General features: G+C 66.3%; 15 protein-coding genes. 6 read left to right on the top strand and 9 right to left on the bottom strand.

Annotated features, from left to right (window positions below):
• The first annotated feature begins 65 nt into the window (after positions 1-65).
• Together ABMQ42_RS05080 and cysC are read left to right on the top strand one after the other, a co-directional pair.
• A complete protein-coding gene (locus ABMQ42_RS05080; protein WP_349721770.1) occupies positions 66-1,061 on the top strand; it encodes a sulfite exporter TauE/SafE family protein in 996 nt (331 codons plus the stop codon).
• Positions 1,058-2,296: an adenylyl-sulfate kinase gene (cysC, locus tag ABMQ42_RS05075; protein WP_349721769.1), complete on the top strand. Its 1,239-nt coding sequence runs from the start codon at positions 1,058-1,060 to the stop codon at positions 2,294-2,296. The genes ABMQ42_RS05080 and cysC overlap by 4 nt, the downstream gene beginning before the upstream one ends.
• Positions 2,297-2,305: 9 nt before the next feature.
• On the opposite strand, the gene ABMQ42_RS05070 is transcribed toward cysC, so the two are convergent.
• Entirely contained in the window at positions 2,306-3,337 is a 1,032-nt protein-coding gene (locus ABMQ42_RS05070; RefSeq protein WP_349721768.1) for a hypothetical protein, read from the bottom strand.
• A gap of 391 nt (positions 3,338-3,728) precedes the next feature.
• Here ABMQ42_RS05070 and ABMQ42_RS05065 point away from each other — a divergent pair, with 391 nt between their 5' ends.
• Complete coding sequence (locus ABMQ42_RS05065; protein ID WP_349721767.1) at positions 3,729-4,469, top strand: sulfotransferase family 2 domain-containing protein; 741 nt, start codon at positions 3,729-3,731, stop codon at positions 4,467-4,469.
• A gap of 9 nt (positions 4,470-4,478) precedes the next feature.
• On the opposite strand, the gene ABMQ42_RS05060 is transcribed toward ABMQ42_RS05065, so the two are convergent.
• Genes ABMQ42_RS05060 through ABMQ42_RS05045 form a run of 4 tightly spaced genes read right to left on the bottom strand, consistent with a single transcriptional unit; the run spans position 4,479 to position 9,759 of the window.
• Positions 4,479-5,888, bottom strand: coding sequence for a sugar nucleotide-binding protein (locus ABMQ42_RS05060; protein ID WP_349721766.1), 1,410 nt, complete (start codon positions 5,886-5,888; stop codon positions 4,479-4,481).
• 2 nt (positions 5,889-5,890) lie between these two features.
• A complete protein-coding gene (gene rfbB, locus ABMQ42_RS05055; protein WP_349721765.1) occupies positions 5,891-6,889 on the bottom strand; it encodes a dTDP-glucose 4,6-dehydratase in 999 nt (332 codons plus the stop codon).
• Positions 6,886-7,758: a glucose-1-phosphate thymidylyltransferase RfbA gene (gene rfbA, locus ABMQ42_RS05050; RefSeq protein WP_349721764.1), complete on the bottom strand. Its 873-nt coding sequence runs from the start codon at positions 7,756-7,758 to the stop codon at positions 6,886-6,888. The genes rfbB and rfbA overlap by 4 nt, the downstream gene beginning before the upstream one ends.
• A 39-nt stretch (positions 7,759-7,797) precedes the next feature.
• Positions 7,798-9,759: a glycosyltransferase family 2 protein gene (locus ABMQ42_RS05045; RefSeq protein WP_349721763.1), complete on the bottom strand. Its 1,962-nt coding sequence runs from the start codon at positions 9,757-9,759 to the stop codon at positions 7,798-7,800.
• Positions 9,760-9,892: 133 nt separating this feature from the next.
• Here ABMQ42_RS05045 and ABMQ42_RS05040 point away from each other — a divergent pair, with 133 nt between their 5' ends.
• On the top strand, positions 9,893-11,617 hold the full coding sequence (locus ABMQ42_RS05040; RefSeq protein WP_349721762.1) for a CDP-glycerol glycerophosphotransferase family protein: 1,725 nt from the start codon (positions 9,893-9,895) through the stop codon (positions 11,615-11,617).
• A gap of 68 nt (positions 11,618-11,685) precedes the next feature.
• Here the strand turns inward: ABMQ42_RS05040 and ABMQ42_RS05035 are convergent, their stop codons facing one another.
• Entirely contained in the window at positions 11,686-13,170 is a 1,485-nt protein-coding gene (locus tag ABMQ42_RS05035; protein ID WP_349721761.1) for an SDR family NAD(P)-dependent oxidoreductase, read from the bottom strand.
• Between the two features lie 34 nt (positions 13,171-13,204).
• Here ABMQ42_RS05035 and ABMQ42_RS05030 point away from each other — a divergent pair, with 34 nt between their 5' ends.
• Entirely contained in the window at positions 13,205-14,338 is a 1,134-nt protein-coding gene (locus ABMQ42_RS05030) for a glycosyltransferase (protein ID WP_349721760.1), read from the top strand.
• Positions 14,335-15,303: a glycosyltransferase family 4 protein gene (locus tag ABMQ42_RS05025; RefSeq protein WP_349721759.1), complete on the top strand. Its 969-nt coding sequence runs from the start codon at positions 14,335-14,337 to the stop codon at positions 15,301-15,303. Before ABMQ42_RS05030 ends, ABMQ42_RS05025 begins: the two co-directional genes overlap by 4 nt.
• A gap of 16 nt (positions 15,304-15,319) precedes the next feature.
• Here ABMQ42_RS05025 and ABMQ42_RS05020 read toward each other — a convergent pair whose 3' ends face one another.
• The 3 genes from ABMQ42_RS05020 to ABMQ42_RS05010 are packed head-to-tail and all read right to left on the bottom strand — an operon-like array spanning position 15,320 to position 18,567.
• Positions 15,320-16,387 (bottom strand): glycosyltransferase, encoded by a 1,068-nt coding sequence (locus ABMQ42_RS05020; RefSeq protein WP_349721758.1) that lies wholly within the window; start codon positions 16,385-16,387, stop codon positions 15,320-15,322.
• A complete protein-coding gene (locus ABMQ42_RS05015) occupies positions 16,384-17,490 on the bottom strand; it encodes a hypothetical protein (protein WP_349721757.1) in 1,107 nt (368 codons plus the stop codon). The genes ABMQ42_RS05020 and ABMQ42_RS05015 overlap by 4 nt, the downstream gene beginning before the upstream one ends.
• Positions 17,491-17,517: 27 nt before the next feature.
• Positions 17,518-18,567, bottom strand: coding sequence for a hypothetical protein (locus ABMQ42_RS05010; RefSeq protein ID WP_349721756.1), 1,050 nt, complete (start codon positions 18,565-18,567; stop codon positions 17,518-17,520).
• Between the last annotated feature and the right edge of the window lie 285 nt (positions 18,568-18,852).

The following is an 18,852-nucleotide window of genomic DNA, read 5'->3' as shown; positions in this document are numbered from 1 at the left end:
TGCGTCATGTCATCACGCTGCGTCAGCACCTTGGTCGAGCCGTGCTCGGAGTCGCCGGCACTGCGATGAGCATTGACCTCAGCCTCGTCCTCGGTGGCCTGCTCGTCGGGTTCGTCGTCGGCCTCACCGGCATGGGCGGTGGTGCCCTGATGACGCCTATGCTCATCTTCTTCTTCCGCGTGGATCCGCTGATGGCGGTGTCTTCTGACGTCGTCGCGAGCCTGTTCATGAAGCCGGCGGGCGCGTTCGTGCACCTGCGTCGCAAGACCGTGAACCTCAAGCTCGTGGGGTGGCTGTGCCTGGGATCGGTGCCGGCCGCGTTCTCAGGCGTCATCTTGTTACGGGTTCTCCCTTTCGGCGAATCGCTCAATGCGATTCTCAAGATCATCTTGGGAGTCGCATTGCTGATGGCTTCGGCCGGGCTGGTGGTGCGGGCCGTGCTCGGCATGGTCCAGCGCAACACGGCGCTCGGTGAAGGAGCCGCGAAGCCGACACGTCCGGAGGTCGTCGTCAAGCCGGTTCCGACCGTCATCCTCGGCGCGGTCGCGGGCCTGCTCGTGGGCATGACGTCGGTCGGTGCAGGGTCGGTCATCATCGTCGTGCTGCTGCTCATGTATCCCGGGTTGAAGGCGTCGCAGCTCGTGGGCACCGACCTTGTGCAGGCGGTACCGCTGGTGGCTGCGGCATCCCTCGGTCATCTCCTCTATGGCGACTTCTCGCTGGGACTGACCGTCTCGCTGCTGATCGGTGCGATCCCCGGTGCGTTCTTCGGCGCGCGTGTCTCGAGTCGGGCCCCCGGCGGTATCATCCGCCGTATCCTCGCGGTCCTCCTACTTGCGTCCGGGCTCAAGCTCATCGGCGTGCCCACCGAGTGGGTGTTCGGGGTCACGATCGCGGCGCTCGTCATCGGGCCCCTCTTGTGGGTGTTCATCCGGAATCGGTATACGGCGAAGAAAGAGGAAGAGCACCGGATCCATGCGGCGGCGGCGAAATCGCAGGCCCCGCCTGGCGGTGAGCTCACTGACGACGATCCATCGCCACCAGCCGAAGGAAACCGATGAACACCTCTGCGCGCGTCCTCACCGACCCTGAACTCGACATCCTTGAGCTCGCACTGGGTGGCGGCATCCCGACCCCTGGCCTCGACGACCTGCCCGACGGTACAGTGCTGAGCGACAGCGAGAACACCCCGCTCGCACGTGTGGAGGCCGGTACTCTCACGGCGCTCAAGCCGTTCGCGCACACACCCGGCCCGCAGTGGGACCCCGCGGTTCGCGTCGCCCCCGCGCGGCTGGGCGCGCAGATGAGGGATGCGGTGGCAATCATCATCGCGGAACCGCCGACGCGCGATGATGTCGGTCGTCTGCGTGCGTCTCTCAACGGCGTCGAGCAGCCGATTCTCGTCGTCGCACCGGTCTCCCGGGGTGCAGTGCTGGCGGGCCATGTCGGAGCGCCGGGACTCACGCGTGCTGCCCTCGATCTTGCCGACTCTCTGCGCGCCGAGGGACACAACACCCGTGCGGTCGCGGTGCCGTGGCCGGTGTCCCCGCGTGGCGCGACACTGTCATTGGCTGGGGTCACGCTCAATGACATCGTACGCAGATGCGGAGCGGCCTGGGTGCGTCTGGTCACCGAGAACCGCACGGCCGACGAGGACCGCCGCATCGCGGATCTGCCGCGCGTGCGCCGCGACGCCGTCGACGCACTGTATGCGCCGGCACAGGCGGTGGACGTCGAACGGGCACTGGCCGGTGCGGGACACCGCGGTGCTGTGGTCCTGTTCACCGGGCTCTCCGGCTCGGGCAAGTCGACCGTCGCTTCGGCGCTGCGCGGCGAGCTCGAAGACGACGGAATCCGCACCACTCAGCTCGATGGCGACGAGGTGCGCCAGTTCCTCTCTCGCGGGCTCGGGTTCGATCGTGCTTCGCGTGAGGCCAACGTCGAGCGCATCGGCTATGTGGCCTCCCTCGTCGCGCACCACGGCGGCATCGCGATCGCCGCCCCCATCGCGCCGTTCGCAGGTGCGCGCCGGCGCGTGCGCGAACTGGCCGAAACGGCGGGCGCCGTCTTCGTGCTGGTGTACATCAGCACTCCGCTGGAGGTGTGCGAGGCACGCGACCGCAAGGGGCTGTACGCGAAAGCGCGTGTCGGCGAGATCCCCGACTTCACCGGGATCTCCTCGCCATACGAGGTGCCCGATGATGCCGACCTCGTCATCGATACGTCGACCGTCGAGATCGACGATGCCGTCGCCCGCGTGCGTGCGCTGTTGGAGAGTCGTCTCACGGGTCGTTGAGCGGGAGCCTCACTCCGTCTCTTCGCGGTGCAGCACGGTGCCGGCTTTGGTGGTCGCCCGTCGGACGAGCGCTTGAGCGAGTTCTCGAACAGGGATCGCGTCAAGCAGCGCATCTACGCTCGACGGCGCTTTGCCGTCTCGTGACGCGCCTTCGGGAAGGAGCGACTCGAGGACGCCCATCGTCGCTCGGCCCGCGATCTCGGGTGTGATCTGCACGGAAGGCCGATGATCCGGGTCCCAACCGGTAGAGGTCACCGTGAGCAGACTCAGGTCTCCGATGACGTGCACTCCCGAGGCGCGAATGTTCGCGATCATCTCCTCGGCGACGGCTCGCGTACGATCCATCGCCCACTGAGGCGCGGTGATCTTCTGCTCCTCGGGCTCCGGCGTCCGCCGCTTCATGTTGAGAGCGGCCCCGAATCTCATCGCCTTGGCATGAACGGCACGCCCGAGCTGGGTCTTCGAATACTGCTCGTTGAACGCGCGTACCACCTCGATCTCGGGCAGCGTCATCGACCGATTGCTCAGATCGCGATCGGCGACCAGGAGCCCGTCGGTGAGGCCGAGGAGCCGCTCGAACGTGCGCAGGACACCGTCATGGTCGCGATCGTCGACGACGACGGCGGTGATGTTCTCTGCACCCACGATATCGGCCCACCGCTCGATGAGGTGGTCGTGGCGATGGCGGAACCAGAACGACGGCGTGGTCTTCTCCGGATGCGCGCTGAAGATGCCCTCCAGCCACCGCTCCATGTCGGTGCGCAGGCCTCCTTGCACGTACTGCTGCCACTGCGAGGGGATGATCTTCGCGAGCGGCCTCAGCGTGACCGCGATCTGAACACGTGCCGGATCGAGCTCGTCGACGACGCGACGGATGGCATCGGGTCGAGCGTCCGCGAAGAACTCGCTGCTCAGGATCACGCGCGGCTCACGGGCAGAACGGATCTCATGGAGGAGGGCGGTCCACTTGGTGCGCGGAGGTGCCTCCTTCGCCTTTGAGTTCGGCGCGGGCTGTCCCGTGCCGGCGAGTACGGCGGCCATGGAATGACGTGTTCGGCCGGCGACATGCACTCCCTGGCGAGACATCTCCTGGCGGGCCGCGTGCATGGCGGCCTGCACCGTGGTGGTGCCGGTCTTATGTGGACCGATATGCACCAGTCTCGTCCCGACGGGGAGGAGTTCGGACAGCATCGGGTCGGTGTGACTGGCCATAGGAGGACCCTACCGATATCGCCGATGAACCTGTCGGGAACGACGTGCCGGCGACCGTCGGGACATTCGTCGGTCATCGGGCGTGCTATGGCGGCTCATAGTTTCGCGGGTTACCGTCGGAAGAGAGCGGGCGCAGGCCGTATGCACGATCTGACTCGCTGCTGCGGCTGTCCGCTGACGCCAGCCCTCCCCACTTGCGTCGACGTATCTCTGGAGAACCATGCCGGTATTCCGAAAGAACGGTAAGAACATCCTCTTCATCCACGTGCCCAAATGCGGTGGATCGAGTGTGGAGTATTCGTTCCGCGACAGCGGCTACCGTGTCGAATACCGTGACCCCAAGCTCGGGCGGAAGAGTCTGAATCACTTGCGGACGTGCTCGCCGCAGCACATGCATGCCGAGATGCTGCGGCAGACCCTTCGCGTCGAGCGGTTCGAGCTCGTGTTCATGATCGTGCGCGAGCCGATCGCACGGTTCCGCTCCGAATACGTGTATCTGCACCGCAAGCACGAGGCCGTGTCCCGCAAGGCCGCCGACGTCTCGGCATGGGCGCGCAAGGAATTCCGCGCGTATGAGAAGGACCCCTTCGTGCTCGACAACCACCTGCGTCCGCAGAGCGAGTTCTGGATGCCCGAGGCCGTCGTCTACCGTCTCGAAGACGGCTTCGACGCGATGCTCGACGACCTCAACACCCGCTTCCACGTGGGCGTCACCGCGGCCGAGCGGGCCCTGCACTCCGAGAAGGAGGTGGGCTTCCCCAGCTCCGAGGTCGAACTCAGCGACGATCTCACGCAGCACCTGCGGGGCTTCTACCATGATGACTTCGAGAGATTCGGATACGAGCCGGGCGTCAAGCCCGCGGCATCCAAGGTTCCCCTGGCGAACGGCGATCGGTTCCATCGCACCGTGAACCGCCTCGAGCGCCGCACGCGATCGGTTGTCCGCCGCATCCGCCCCTGAACCGGGCGATCAGCTCAGGTAGCCGCGCAGAGCTTCGTCGGCGTCGCCCGGAGCGAACCCCGTCGCCGTGAGCTTCGCCAGATCGAGCACGCTGTTCGCCGGGCGGGGAGCGACCGGGGCGTTCGCCGACGCGAAGTAGTCGGCGCTCAAGACGCCCGTGACCCGAGCCGGATCGTGCCCGGTCAGCGCGAACACGCGTCGCGCGATGTCGGCCCACGTCGCAGGGGCCCCGGCGCCCGTGAGGTTGTACACGCCGTACGGCGCACCCGTGCTGACCAGGTGATGGATGCCGCGGGCCAGATCGTCGGTGAAGGTCAGACGCCCGGTCTGGTCGTCGACGACGTTCGGGTCGATTCCGCGCTCCGCAAGAGAGGCCATGGTGCGCACGAAGTTCTTGCCCTCGCCGATGACCCACGATGTGCGCACGACGTAATGCCGCGGCACCGTCGCGACGATCGCGTCGCCCGCGGCCTTCGTCTGCCCGTACACGCCCAGCGGGCAGATCGCGTCCTCCTCCGTGTAGGGGCGCGCGCCGGTGCCGTCGAACACGTAGTCGCTCGAGATGTGCACGAGCGTCAGTCCGTGCGCCGTGGCGATCTGTGCGACCGCGGTGACGGCGGTGACGTTCGCCGCCCACGCATCGCGCCGGCCCTCCGGCGTCTCGGCGGCGTCGACCGCGGTGTACGCGGCGGCATTGACGATCGTGTCGTAGTCGCGCCAGTGCCGCGCCGACGCCAGATCGGGGGACGTGAGGTCGAGGTCGTCGCGCGCTGCGAACTCGACGTGCGTGGCATCCTTCCACTGTTCCTGCAGCGCGCGGCCCAGCTGGCCGTTCGCGCCGACCACGAGGGTCTTGCGGGGCGGCACCGGCTTCACCTCCGCGAGGCGCGGGTGCGCGGCATCCTTCGCCGACAGCTCCGCCTCATCCAGCGGGATCGGCCAGGCGACCGCCGCGGTCTCGTCAGCGAGGTTCAAGAACGTGTACTGCGCGTCGGGCGACCAGTGGTCGTTCACGAGGTAACTGTAGGCAGTGTCGGGCTCGAGCGTCTGGTAGGCGTTGCCGACGCCGCGCGGCACGAAGATCGCCCGCGATGGATCGATCTCGCACGTGAACACGGCGCCGAACGTCGGCCCCTCGCGCAGGTCGACCCAGGCGCCGAAGATGCGCCCGGTGGCCACCGACACCCATTTGTCCCACGGCTCGGCGTGGATGCCCCGTGTCGTGCCCACGGCGTCGTTGAACGAGATGTTGTTCTGCACCGGCCCGAAGTCGGGCAGGCCCGCGGCGGTCATCTTCTCGCGCTGCCAGTTCTCCTTGAACCAGCCGCGGTTGTCGCCGTGCACGGGCAGTTCCCACACGACGAGTCCGGGAATGGGGGTGGATGCCGCGGCCAGCGCCTTGCCGTACTCCGTGGTCACCCCTACTGCCCCTTCTTCGCGTAGAAGGCCTCGGTGGCGTCCTTCGCGGGTGCCCACCAGCCCTCGTTCGCGAGATACCAGTCGATGGTCGCGGACAGCCCCGCCTCGAAGTCGCGGAATCGCGGCGTCCAGCCCAGTTCTTCCCGCAGCTTGGTCGAGTCGATGGCGTACCGCAGATCGTGGCCGGCGCGGTCGTTGACATGGTCGTAGGCGTCGGGCTCCTGGCCCATCAGGCGCAGGATCAGCTCGACGACGGTCTTGTTGTCTTTCTCGCCGTCGGCGCCGATGAGATAGGTCTCGCCGATGCGGCCACGTTCGAGGATCGTGAGCACGGCCGACGAGTGGTCGTCGGCGTGGATCCAGTCGCGCACGTTCAGACCCGCACCGTAGAGCTTGGGGCGGATGCCGCGGATGACGTTCGTGATCTGACGCGGGATGAACTTCTCGACGTGCTGGTACGGGCCGTAGTTGTTCGAGCAGTTCGAGATCGTCGCCTGCACGCCGAAAGAGCGCACCCACGCGCGCACGAGCAGGTCTGACCCGGCCTTGGTCGACGAGTACGGGGACGACGGGTTGTACGGCGTGTGCTCGGTGAACCGCTGCGGGTCGTCGAGCTCGAGGTCGCCGTACACCTCGTCGGTGGAGATGTGATGGTACCGGGTGCCGTGGTGGCGGGCCGCCTCGAGAAGCGTGTACGTGCCGACGATGTTCGTGTCGACGAAGGGGCGGGGATCGTCGAGGGAGTTGTCGTTGTGCGACTCGGCGGCATAGTGCACGACCGCGTCGACGGTGCTGAACAGGCCGTCGACGAGCTCGGCGTTGCAGATGTCGCCCTGCACGAAGGTGAAGCGGTCGTCGGGCAGGTCGTTGAGCGACGCACGGTTGCCTGCGTAGGTCAGCTTGTCGAGCACCGTGACGTGATGGTCGGTGTTCTCGATCACGTGGTGCACGAAGTTCGAGCCGATGAAACCGGCACCTCCGGTCACGAGCAGCCGGGTCATGCGCGTCCTCTCTTGAGAAGGTCGAGAAGGTAAGAGCCGTAGCCCGACTTCACCAGCGGCTCTGCGCGCTCGCGCAGTTCATCGTCGGTGAGGAAGCCCTGGCTCCAGGCGATCTCTTCGGGGCAGCCGATCTTCATGCCGGTACGGCGTTCCATCGTGCGGACGTAGTCGCCGGCATCCATCATCTGGTCGAACGTGCCCGTGTCGAGCCACGCGGTGCCGCGGGGGAGTACCTCGACCTGCAGCTTGTCGCGCTCGAGATAGGCGCGATTGACGTCGGTGATCTCGTACTCGCCGCGCGGGCTGGGCTTCAGGTTGCGGGCGATGTCGATGACGTCGTTGTCGTAGAAGTACAGACCGGGCACGGCGTAGTTGCTCTTCGCCTCTGCGGGCTTCTCTTCGAGCGAGATGGCGCGGCCGTCATCGTCGAACTCGACAACACCATAGGCCCGCGGCTCGGACACCCAGTACGCGAACACCGCACCGCCGTCGATCTCGCCGAAGCGCGTGAGCTGGCGGCCGAGCCCCGGTCCGTAGAGCAGGTTGTCGCCGAGCACGAGCGCGACCTTGTCATCGCCGATGAAGTCGGCACCGATCGTGAACGCCTGCGCAAGCCCGTCGGGTGAGGGCTGCTGCGCATATGTCAATGAGACGCCGAACTGCGAGCCGTCGCCGAGAAGCCGCTCGAATGCCGCCGCATCGTGCGGTGTGGTGATGATGAGGATGTCCCGGATGCCGGCGAGCATGAGCGTCGACAGCGGGTAGTAGACCATCGGCTTGTCGAACACCGGGACGAGCTGTTTGGACACACCGAGGGTGATCGGATGCAGGCGCGTGCCGGAGCCGCCGGCGAGGATGATGCCCTTCACAATCTCATTCTGCCAGGTACGGCGCCGTCACCACGAAGATCATCGTCGCAGGAGTCGACGCGCGATCCTCCTCAGTAGCGACTTCCGGGGCGCAGGTTGCTTCGGCTTGGCCTTGGCGACTGTGGGCAGTTTGGGGGCTGCTGCCGCGAGGCTCAACTCGACTCCCTGAGTAGTCCGGGTCAGCACATAGCGGCTCTTGACGGTGCCTGTTGGCGTGCGGAATGCGAGTTGATGACTTCCGGCCGGAAGCTGGGCGTCCAATTCGAGCCGTGCTTCGCCGTCTTCTCCGAGGAGCCGTGCCGCTATGGGAGCGAGGTCAGGACGCGGAGAACCCTCGGTGTCGCAGAGGAGAACATCGACGGCGAGGGCCGTCTTCCCTGTGACAACTACCCGAGGAAGAGCAAGAACTGTGCGCGCACCATCCGGTGCGCCTGTCACGGTCGTCGCCCCGCCATCTGAGGCGACGGAGCGCAACTGCTGTCGAAGGTCGATCGCGAGCCCGCCCTTGTTGGAGCGATATGCGACTGCCGGGGTTCCAGACAGGAGCGCGGGATGCGGCTGCTCCTTCGTTCGGAGGCGCCCTGCACGGCCCAGTCCCGCCCATCGGCAGACCGAGAGCACATCCCACACACCGGGGTCCGCGCGGTCTCCTCCGGCGAGGGTTGCTGGGTCGAACCGAGCATGCCCGGTGATCGTCACGCGCACCCCGTCATCGCCGACGTCGGCCTGGGTGATCTCTTGAGTCAGGGGAAGCTGCCACATGGCATGGTCATCTCGGGACCGCGCCCCCAGATCGAGTGAAAAGCTCTGGATCGTGTCGGTCAGGTCGATCCAAGGAGAATCCAAGATCTCGCTGAACTCCTCGGGCAGCGGCATTCCGATCCGGGTGCCGCGCCGCTCAAGCGTCAGGTGATCGCCGGCCTGACCACGCCAGTGCGCGGTGACGTCGATCTCCAGAACGCCGTCGACCCACGCGACACGTTGCGTCTCGACCGATGCGCTGAGCCCCCCGTAAAGCCTGTGTGCATGGGCGAGTAGATCGGGGCGATCCGCGCGCAGTGCCGCGGCTCGCACGAAGTTCCAGGGGCCGAGGAGCGCATCCCACTCAGGGGGGATGTGCCGCTCCTGCAGCTTCCTGGCGCGTGCAACGGACGCGCGGGTCTCGCTCGCGGTCGCGTTCTGCAGCGCCTTGCCGAGGCGTCCGACGACGCGGCCGCGGTACTGATGCAGGAGGGCTTCGCGATGCTCGCTTTCCAGTTCGGGCTGAGACAGCGTCGCATCGATGAATCGCATGAGGTCATCCATGCGGTCCCAGAACTCCATGTCGAGCGGTCCGTACGACTTCGAGTTGTTGGTCGCTGAAGAGTGCCACACATAGAACGGAGCATCCGCGAGAACGGCGACCTTCTCGGCCTTCGCATAGGCCTCCACATTGAAGTAGATGTCCTCCCAGAGCATGCGTCGGCCTTCGGGATATGTGATGTCGTTCTCCAGGAGAAACTCCCGGCGGTACATCTTGTGCGGCACCATCGGGAGCATGCGGTCGATGCGGTGGTCGGCGCGGATGTCGGCCGCATTGCCTTCGGCCAACGCGGGCATGCACCACCACGCGTCGCTCGTCTTCATCTCTTTGACGTTGAGCACATCTGCCTTCACGTCACGGGCGTATGCGGTGGCGCGACGCAACGCGTCGGGGAAGAGGGAGTCGTCATGGTCCATGTACACCACATACTCTCCGCGCGCCATGTGAGTGGCGATGTTGCGCGGACGGCTCGGCCAGCCCGAATTCTCGATCCGTTCGACGCGGAGATTCGGTCGTGTGCGTGCGAACTCGGTCAGGCGGCCGAAGGTGTCGTCGGGGGAGCCATCATCGATGATGATGATCTCGAACTGATCGGGTGGCAGTGTCTGGGCATCGAGTGAATCGATCACGCGATGGATGCCGTCACCAGGCTTGTATGCGGGAACGATGACGCTCACCTGCAATGTCGACTCGGTCATTTGAACAGGGTACCGGGGCGATCCACGGGCTCGCAGAACACGCGAAGACCTATTCCTCGGTCGCTCAGGTTCGGCAAAGCTCGGGCGATATCCTGGGGAGTCTGCACGGAACCGAGACCGGGAAGGTGGCTCGATGTCTGCGAGCTCTCGTCTGTCGTCGCTACGGGCGAAGTTGAAGATCATCGGCGGCTACGCGATGGTCTGCGACGCCCTTGCCATCGCTGCCGTCGTGGCTGCGCTCGCGTTGGCGCACCTCCCCTGGGCGGCGTTGGTCATCGCATGGGTGACCATGGTGCTTGTCGTCGCTCCGCTGATCTCTGCGCGCACCGCGAAAACGCTCGGCATGTCAGGAACTGCTATCGGCGGTTACACCAATGCTCGTGCGCTCGTCGTGCTGGCATCGCTCGCCGTGCATGTGCGGGTCGGGGCGCAGGTCTGGGAAGCAGTGGTCCTCCTCATCCTTGCAATCTTCGTTTTGGCCGAGCGCGGTGTGCGTAAGTCCGTCACGTCGAGCGCGCCGGTGGCAGTCAACGTCCCGGGTGTGAGCATCCCGCTACCTTCCGTGCCGCTCGGAACCGCAGTCTTCTGGGCCAACACGATCGCGGTTTTCGTAGCGCTCGCGCTCTCGCCGTTGCAGATCGCCCTGTGGCCCGTAGCGCTTGTCCTCATCGCCGCCCTCGTGCTCTTCATCCTGGTCATCACACAGATAGCTCGTTACCGGACGGCGCGTGCACGCTTCGAGGAGAACATCTCACTCATTGTCGAACAGCTCGCTCCGAAGTTCGCGTTCCACTGGCAGGCCCCCGGCGGGACCGCGTACCAAGCGGGTATGTGGCTCCCGTATCTCGACCGAATCGGTGAGCCCTACATCGTTCTCGCCCGAACGGCGGTCAACGTGCGTGAACTCGCGAAGATCACTGATCGACCGATCATCCTCCGCACGGCCCTCACGGATCTGGATGCGATCCTCTGTCCGTCGCTGACCACGGTCTTCTACTGCAACACGGCGACCCGCAATTCCCATATGGTGCGCTTTCCCGAACTGACGCACATTCAGCTCAACCACGGCGACAGCGACAAGATCGCCAGCGCGAGTCCCGTCTTCCGGCAGTTCGACAGGAACTTCGTCGCCGGTCAGGCAGCTGTCGATCGTTTCGAGGCACATGGCATCGAGACCCGTCGGGACCAATTCGTCCTCGTCGGGCGTCCGCAGCTCGACGGAGTGGAGCCCGCTCGTCAGCCCATCCGCGAGATCGACGAACCCGTCGTTCTGTACAGCCCCACTTGGTCGGGGTTCTATGAGGATTCGGACTATAGCTCTCTGCGCGCAGGGACCGAGATCGTGCAGGAGCTGCTCGCACGGGGCTGCGCGGTGATCTTCCGGCCGCACCCGTATGCGCCTCGACACAAGAAGAACGCCAGGGCCTGTGCGGAGATCGCTCGCATTCTCGAGGAAGATGCCAACGCGCACGGTCGCGCACATAGATGGGGGCCGGTGGCAGAGACGGAGATGTCGATTTTCGACTGCTTCAACGCGAGTGACGCGATGGTCTCCGACGTCTCCAGCGTCGTCTCTGACTTCCTCATCTCGCAGAAGCCGTTCGCGATGGCGGCGGTTTCGTCCCACGGAGACGATTTCGTGGAAGAGTTCCCACTGTCACGTTCTGCCTACGTGTTCGATGTGGCCGACTCGAGCACCCATGGCCTCGCTGCGGCGCTCGACGACATGCTCGGAGAAGACTCGCTCAGCGAGGTGCGCCGCGCGGTCCGCAGCCACTACCTCGGCGACGCCACCGGCGAGAACTGCGCGCGGCCGTTCCTCGACGCGGCCCGACATTACGTCGACGGCGGCCGCTGAAACGCGAGGCGGCCGCCTGGCGAATATTCGCCGATGGCGGCCGCCTCACTTGGAGGTGATCGGCGGGATCAGGCTTTTGCCGCCGCCATCTGGGCGACCTGCACTGTCACGATCTGACCGGTGAGATTCGAGGCGGCCACGTTCAGGGCCACGCGCGCGACGTCCACGGGATCGAGGAGTGTGCCTTCGGGCTCCTCCCCGAAAGCGTGCGTGCGCATCGGGGTGTGCGTGCGTTGAGGGTTGATGCAGTTGATTCGCACGCCTGACTCCGCCCATTCCTCGGCGAGCGCCTGCGTCAGATTGACGACCCCCGCCTTGGTCGCCGAGTAGGTGCTGTAGTTCGCCCGTCCGCGTGTGTAGGAACTCGACGTGAACAGCACAACCTGTCCACCGCTCTCCTCGAGGTAGGGGAACGCCTCGCGCGACAGCATCGCGGGCGCGACGAGATTGATGCCGATTGTCTCCTTGATCTCGCGCTTCGGCGCGTCGACGATCGGCGAGATCCTCAGTACGCCTGCAGTGAGGATGACCGTGTCGATCCGCCCGAGTTCGTCGTGCACCGTGCGCAGAGCTCTTCGGATCGCCTTCGCCGACCGAACATCGGTTCCGGTGGTGGAACGGCTGAACTCCTTGACCTGGGCGCCGGCGTCCTGCGCGAGCTCAACGATGCTTTGTCCGATCCCGTAGCTTCCGCCGAAGACCGCGACGACCTTGCCCGTCAGATCGGGAACCGACGAGATGTTCTCGAGAGACAGGCTGTTCGACTGCATCTGGAAGATCTTGTCCGCGATGTGCACATCGATCGGTTCGGTGACCTTCATGTTCTCGGCCGTGCCGTTCACGACGAAGATCGGCGTGTCCGGCAGGTAGGTGAACACCACACCACAGTCGTCAGTGGCTTTGAAATCGACATCCGTTCGGGCGAGCTCGTACGCCCGGCGAATAACCCCGAGCCGGAACGCCTGGGGAGTCTGGCCGCGGCGCAGATAGGAGCGGTCGGGGATGTCGGCGATCAGACCGTTGTCGTCGACACGGATGATGGTGTCAGCCGAGGGGATGGCGGTGTCGACGGCGTCATAGTGGTCGAGCGCTTCGACGCAGTCGCCGATGATGCGGTCGTCGATGAATGGGCGCACCGCGTCGTGGAACAGAACCTTCGTGTCATCGCCCTCGAGCTCGGCGATGGCGAGCTGAGTCGTATCGTTACGGGTCGCGCCACCGGGCAGGACCTTGGTCAGCTTGGGGAATCGATCGTTGCCGAGCAGCGGCTCCAGCTGGTCGATCGCGCTCCTGTTCATCATCACGATGATCTCGTCGATGAGCGGGCTGGCTTCAAGCGCATCGAGGGTGTGCTCGACGATCGCCTTCCCCGCGATCTTGATCAGCTGCTTCGGAATCCCCAGCCCTACCCGTACGCCGACTCCTCCGGCGAGAACGACCGCGACGGTACGTGTGGGATGCGACATGCAGTACTCCTTCTGTTGCTGCCGAGACATGCGTGGCCGACCCCGTAATCCTATGCGAAGCTGTTCCTGCGGCTGCTGGGGACTCAAGAGCTGTCGAGATTGACACTGATAGCATCTCGAGGTGCCAGGCATCCTGATCCACGAGTGGCTGTCGCGTCACGGTGGCTCCGAGAACGTGTTCGAGGTACTGTCCGAGGTCTTCCCCGACGCTGAGCGGTTCTGCCTGTGGAACGACAGCGAGGGTCGATTCGCCGGAGTGCACGAGACGGTGCTCGCACGCACGCCGCTCCGGCACAGCAAAGCGGCAGCGTTGCCGGTCATGCCGCTCGTATGGCGCCATCTACCGCCCCGCGACGCCGAATGGCTGCTGTGCAGCAGCCATCTTTTCGCACATCACGCGCGCTTCGGAGGGGCCGCGCGGCACGCGCCGAAGCTCGTCTACGCGCATACCCCTGCGCGATACATCTGGGCGCCGGAGCTCGACGGCCGCGGCAGTTCTGCTGTCGCGCGGACCGTGTCCACACTGTTGAAGCCGCTCGACCGTCGGCGCGCGGCGGAGCCCGTTGCGATCGCGGCCAACAGCGAGTTCGTCGCCGAGCGAGTCGCACGTGTGTGGGATCGCCAGGCGACCGTGATCCACCCGCCGGTGGACGTGTCGGCGTTCACCGCAGCGCCGGCCGAACTCGCTGGGTCGGAGGCAGCGACTCTGGCGACACTACCGACGGAGTTCCTTCTGGGGGTGTCACGGTTCGTGCCCTACAAGCGCCTCGACCTCGTGATCGAGGCGGGTGCTGCGGCCGACATCCCGGTCGTACTGGCGGGCGGTGGCTCTGATGAAGACCGCCTCCGTGCGCTGGCCGAAGACCGCCATATTCCGGTCGTCATCGTGCACGACCCGTCCACGGCGCTGCTGGCGGAGCTGTACCGCCGCACCAGTGCTCTCGTGTTCCCCGCGGTCGAAGACTTCGGGATCATGCCCGTCGAGGCGATGGCTGCGGGAACGCCCGTCGTAGCGAGCGCCCTGGGTGGCACCGCCGAGACCGTCGTCGACGGCATCACAGGCGCTTTGGTGCGCGAGTGGGTGCCGAGCGAGCTCGCCCGTGCCGTCGATCGGGCCTTGACGGCTCGGCCTGAGGCATGCATCGCACGCGCTCGCGAGTTCGACAGCTCCGTGTTCGCAGACCGCATCGTAGAGTGGGTTGCGGCGTCCACCGGCACGAAGCCCTCGACCGCACACCGCGGGGGCCCCGTATGAGGCCGCTGTACGTCGACGACCGCTACCGCGGCGCGCACGGCATCGGCCGCTATGCCCGCGAGGTGCTTTCGCGTCTGACTCCGGTATGGAGCCCGCTCGGCCTCAACGGGTCACCGCACTCCCCGCGAGACGCGTTCCGCGCACTCCCGGGACTCGACGAGAACGCGGTCGTGTACTCACCCGGGTACGGTGCACTCGTGCGCGCACCCCGGCAGATCATCACGATCCACGACCTGATCCAGTTGCGCTCGCCGTGGCCCGGACGCGCGAAGTTCGCCGCGTATTACGCGGGGCCGGTGCGACGCACGGTGCGCAAGGCCGGGCTGGTGCTCACCGTCTCTGAGACGTCGGCTCGCGACATCCGTGCGTGGCTGCGCGACGACGCCGTGCAGGTGGTCAACGCGGGCAACGGCTGCTCGGCGGCGTTCCAGCCCGACGGGTCGGCGGCCGTGGCCGAAGACCCGTACCTGGTGTTCGTCGGCAACATCCGCCCCCACAAGAACCTCGAGGTCGTGCTGCGGGCGCTGGCACTCGCGCCGGGTGTGACCCTGCGAGCGGTGCTGCCCGAGCGAGAGATCGCCACCGCACAGGCGCGCGCACAGGCGTTGCGCATCGCCGACCGGATGACGTGGCTGCACGGCGTCGATGACGATCAATTGGCGTCGCTGTATCGCGGGGCGGTCGCGACGGTCATGCCGTCGACCGATGAGGGCTTCGGCCTGCCCGCGCTCGAATCGATTGCGTGCGGGGTGCCGGTACTCTTCTGGCGCGACTGCGCGGCCGTCGCCGAGGTCGTGGGCGATCGCGGGTGGGCAGTGGAGTCGGCGAAGGATGCCGCGGAGTGGGCCGCGACAATGATCGCTGCTGCCAGCGCTCTGCGCCGCGTCACGCCGCCGACGGGCGCGCACGACTGGGATCGCACCGCGCGCATCGTCTCCGACGCGCTTGAGCGGGTGCTGGCCTGATCGAGGGCCGCCCCGCTCAGTGACCGGGCAGCCCGAACACGAACTCCCGCAGCGCGTGCGTCTTCGCGTCCCACGACTCGGCCGCTGCGCACCGTACACCGGGCACGTTGGGGGAGGGATGCGCGAGCGCCCGCTCGAGCGCGGCATCGGCGTCGTCGGGGCCTGTGTAGGTGAAGACGCCGTTCGCCTCGTCGGCGCGGATCACCGGTGTCTCGCGGGCGACGACGGCGAGCCCCGCGGCCAGGTATTCGTAGAGCTTCATCGGGCTACGGCCCGCGTTAACGGGATCGTCCGATAGCGGCAGCAGTCCGACGCGCGCACTGCGCAGCAGCTGGGGGAGTTCGTCGTACGGCATCGCGCCGATGACATCGATATTCGGGGCGCGCAGGGTTGCCGGAGCGCCCCCGGGGCCGGCGATCGTGAACCGCACCCGCGGGTGAGATCGGGCCCAGGCATCCACTCGTCCGTCGTCGAATCGGGCGTCGAGCGCTCCCACATACGCGCAGATGTCAGGTCGCGGTTCGTCGTCGTCGTTGGCGGCGAACCGCGTCGCGTCCACGCCGTTCTCGATCACGAGCGTCGCGGCCTGCACCGGACCGAGGGCGTGCAGTACCTCGCTCGAGGTCGCGACGATGCCGTCGACGGATGCCGCGATGCGGCGCTGCAACGTGTTCTTCACGCCGGAGGGGTAGAGATCGGTCGGTCGATACACGAGCCGAGGCGCCAGAGTGGGCACCGACGCGTCCCACAGCAGCGGCTGGTCAATGAGCACGGCGTCGAATGTGGTGTCAATCCCTTCGCGCTTGAGCGCGCGAGCGACGCGGAAGCGCCCGTACGGCGCCGGCGCGAGCGTGCGCGGAATGAGGTGGGTCACCCCGTCGGCGTCGCAGTGCGCGCTGGTCGGCACGACGGCCGCGGCCTCGCGGCTGATGCGGCCGGTCACACGGTGTGCGAGCGAGATCGGCGTCGACAGGTGCACGACGTCGGCGCCCTGGGCGGCGAGCGTGCGCGCGTAGTGGTGACTGCCGACGCGGAACGGTCCGAAGGCGTGACTGTGTGAGAGAAAGAGGATGCGCTCGCTCATGACCGCGCCGCCCGGATCGTCTCGCGCACGTCGGCCTCGAGGGCGGTGAGGCGCTCGACCGCCTCGCGCACGCACTCGGCGGTCTCGGTGCCGCGGCGCAGTTGCGTGCGCAGAAAGGCGGCCATGCCCTCGGCATCGGTCGTCGATGCATCGCACGAGACCGCGGTGAGCCCGATCGTCGCGAAGGCGTCGGAGATCTTGCGTGTCGGGTGCGGCACGAGTTCGGCGGGGGCCGCACCGCTGAGTGCCGCGAGCACGAGAACGTGCATGCGGTCGCTGAGCACGAGTCGTGCGCCGTCGTAGCGCTCGCGCAGCAGAGCCTCTTGCGCGAGAGCGTCGGTGTCGCCCCATGGTTCGAACTCGCCGTCGAGCAGCGCGGCGAGCTCACGGGCGCGCTCTTCGTCTTCGCGTACCTGCACCACGGTGCGAATGCGCAGTCCTCCGGCAGCGGCGGTTGCGCGCACCGCCTGCACCCACGCGTCGTCGGGGAGTGGTCGCGCGCCGCGCAGGCTGATGATGAGCTCATCGCGGTCCGCCCACGGGCGCCCCGCCCGCACACCGGCGACGAAGCCGATGTCGGGCGCGATCGAAGGGCTACCGATGGCCGCGGCGCTCGCCGCGTCTCGCCACAGCGCGATCTGCGAGAGCCGAGCGGCCTGTCTGTGCAGCCAGAGGGGGAGCGCGGTGGGGGCACGGATGCCGCGCGGGGGACGCATGACCACCCCGCCCTTGAGGCGGACGATGGCGGTCTCGGCCAGGAAGACCAGCTCGCGCACTTCATTACCACGATCAAGGGGGATCTCGCCGGCTTCGAAGATCAAGACGGGATGACGCGGCGCCGTCGCCAGCATCCACAGCCAGCGCGGCACGCTGCGCTTCGACCGGAGCACGATGGCATCCGCGGGCACACCGAGCTGTTCGAGCCACGCGTCGGGAGCTTCGCCGACATAAGCGACGAGTACGTCAGACGTGTCACGTGCCCAGTCGAGTGTGCCACGGCGGATCAGCGCATCGCCGATGTTGCCGGCGGGCCCGGTGAGCGAGACGAAGGTGGGGGACGAACGATGGGCGCGTGGGGAGTGTTTGGCGGCGCCGGTTCGCATGCTCTCAAAACCTCCTTCGCGAAGCGATCAGTGTGAGTCCATGGTGCGCGCGGCCCGTCTGCTGCGGTAGGCGGCCATCACGATGCCGGCCAGTTCGACGACGGGAACTCCCTTCGCCTTCTGGTTCAGAGGACGCCACACCGTGACGTGGTTGGGCTCAAGGTCGGGCCGATATTCGACGGGGAGCGCCTTGAGCAGCGTCCGTCCATTGACCGGCACCGGTGTGCGTAGACTCCATGCCGTGAGCATCAGCCTCTGCCGGGGGTTTCCGTCGAGGCGTTTGGTGCGAGATTCGGTCCCCGCGATCCGCAGTGCTGCCGTGCTTGCCGCGAAGTTGTGAACTGTTCCCACGAGCAGACCTCGCTTCAGCAACAGCTCGAACTGCGCGCCCCGTTCGAGCTGCAGCAGATCGACCGTATCGGCTGCAGCAGATCGCACGCGTGTGTGGGCGTCGGCCCAAGACGGCATCGTTGCAAGCGGGATGTACTCGAACTCCAGACCGGGTGCCGCCGCGGTCGCTAAGGCGACGTGATCATCGACGGACTGCGCGATGTGTTTTCCGAATTCGTACGAGATGTCGACGTTCATGTTCGTCGGTGTGGCGAAACAGCTCGTGGGCTCGATGCCGAGTCCTTTTGCCCAAGCTTCCAGCCAGACGTACCCGTCGAAGAGCTGAACGCGATGGTCTTCGGCGTAAGTGTTTACGAACTGCCGCGCCGCGAAGGCGCGCAGATCGTCGGCCTGTTTGTAGCTCCACAACTCGGGCATGGTCACGAACGTGACTCTGATGCCGCGATTCGTGCACCAGCACAACATCCAATCGAGGACGTTCCTGGTCATCGCGAAGTTCGCGAGCCCACCGCGCAGTGCGAGCTGTTCGTCGGGAGTGATCTCGACGACAAGGTGATCGAACGGTTGCCCGCCGATCTCGGAGTCAGCGAGCCGAAACGGCAAGATCGTCGTTTGGCTGTGGGGGAGCGACCCGTTCGCAACGATGTTCAATCCACCGTCGCTGAGCCCATTCGCCAAACCGCCCTGAACGAGCGAGTTCGAGGTTCCGACAACAACTGTGCGCATAGCGGGGACTGCCTTCGATTGGGTGACGATCGACGTTCCATCCTCCCATCCGTCTCGCGAGACGCCACATCCCGACGGATAAAGCGTGCCACGGACGCAGCGGTCGCATCAGATGAGAGCCAGGCATCTGACTCCGACGTGAGGCTGGGTTTCTGCGTTCAGCAAGATGACATAAGGTCGTGGGGTCCGTGTTCAGACATGGTGTGTGATCGAACGCCACAAACCTCCCCCGCGGGTGACCTCGACTCGGTTTACGCAGATCCCCGCGACGAAGACTCTAAGCCG

The organism is Microbacterium sp. KR10-403 (genome assembly GCF_040196215.1).
Classification (GTDB): domain Bacteria; phylum Actinomycetota; class Actinomycetes; order Actinomycetales; family Microbacteriaceae; genus Microbacterium.
Note: the sequence above shows the minus strand (reverse complement) of the source record. Positions and strands in the feature narration are given on the sequence as shown.

Coding starts and splice junctions, on each gene's coding strand:
- ABMQ42_RS05010 (WP_349721756.1), bottom strand. CDS start 18,567: ATGCGCACAGTTGTTGTCGGAACCTCGAACTCGCTCGTTCAGGGCGGT.
- ABMQ42_RS05070 (WP_349721768.1), bottom strand. CDS start 3,337: ATGGCCGCCGTACTCGCCGGCACGGGACAGCCCGCGCCGAACTCAAAG.
- ABMQ42_RS05045 (WP_349721763.1), bottom strand. CDS start 9,759: ATGACCGAGTCGACATTGCAGGTGAGCGTCATCGTTCCCGCATACAAG.
- ABMQ42_RS05025 (WP_349721759.1), top strand. CDS start 14,335: ATGAGGCCGCTGTACGTCGACGACCGCTACCGCGGCGCGCACGGCATC.
- ABMQ42_RS05040 (WP_349721762.1), top strand. CDS start 9,893: ATGTCTGCGAGCTCTCGTCTGTCGTCGCTACGGGCGAAGTTGAAGATC.
- ABMQ42_RS05065 (WP_349721767.1), top strand. CDS start 3,729: ATGCCGGTATTCCGAAAGAACGGTAAGAACATCCTCTTCATCCACGTG.
- cysC (WP_349721769.1), top strand. CDS start 1,058: ATGAACACCTCTGCGCGCGTCCTCACCGACCCTGAACTCGACATCCTT.
- ABMQ42_RS05015 (WP_349721757.1), bottom strand. CDS start 17,490: ATGCGAACCGGCGCCGCCAAACACTCCCCACGCGCCCATCGTTCGTCC.
- ABMQ42_RS05080 (WP_349721770.1), top strand. CDS start 66: ATGAGCATTGACCTCAGCCTCGTCCTCGGTGGCCTGCTCGTCGGGTTC.
- rfbB (WP_349721765.1), bottom strand. CDS start 6,889: ATGACCCGGCTGCTCGTGACCGGAGGTGCCGGTTTCATCGGCTCGAAC.
- ABMQ42_RS05020 (WP_349721758.1), bottom strand. CDS start 16,387: ATGAGCGAGCGCATCCTCTTTCTCTCACACAGTCACGCCTTCGGACCG.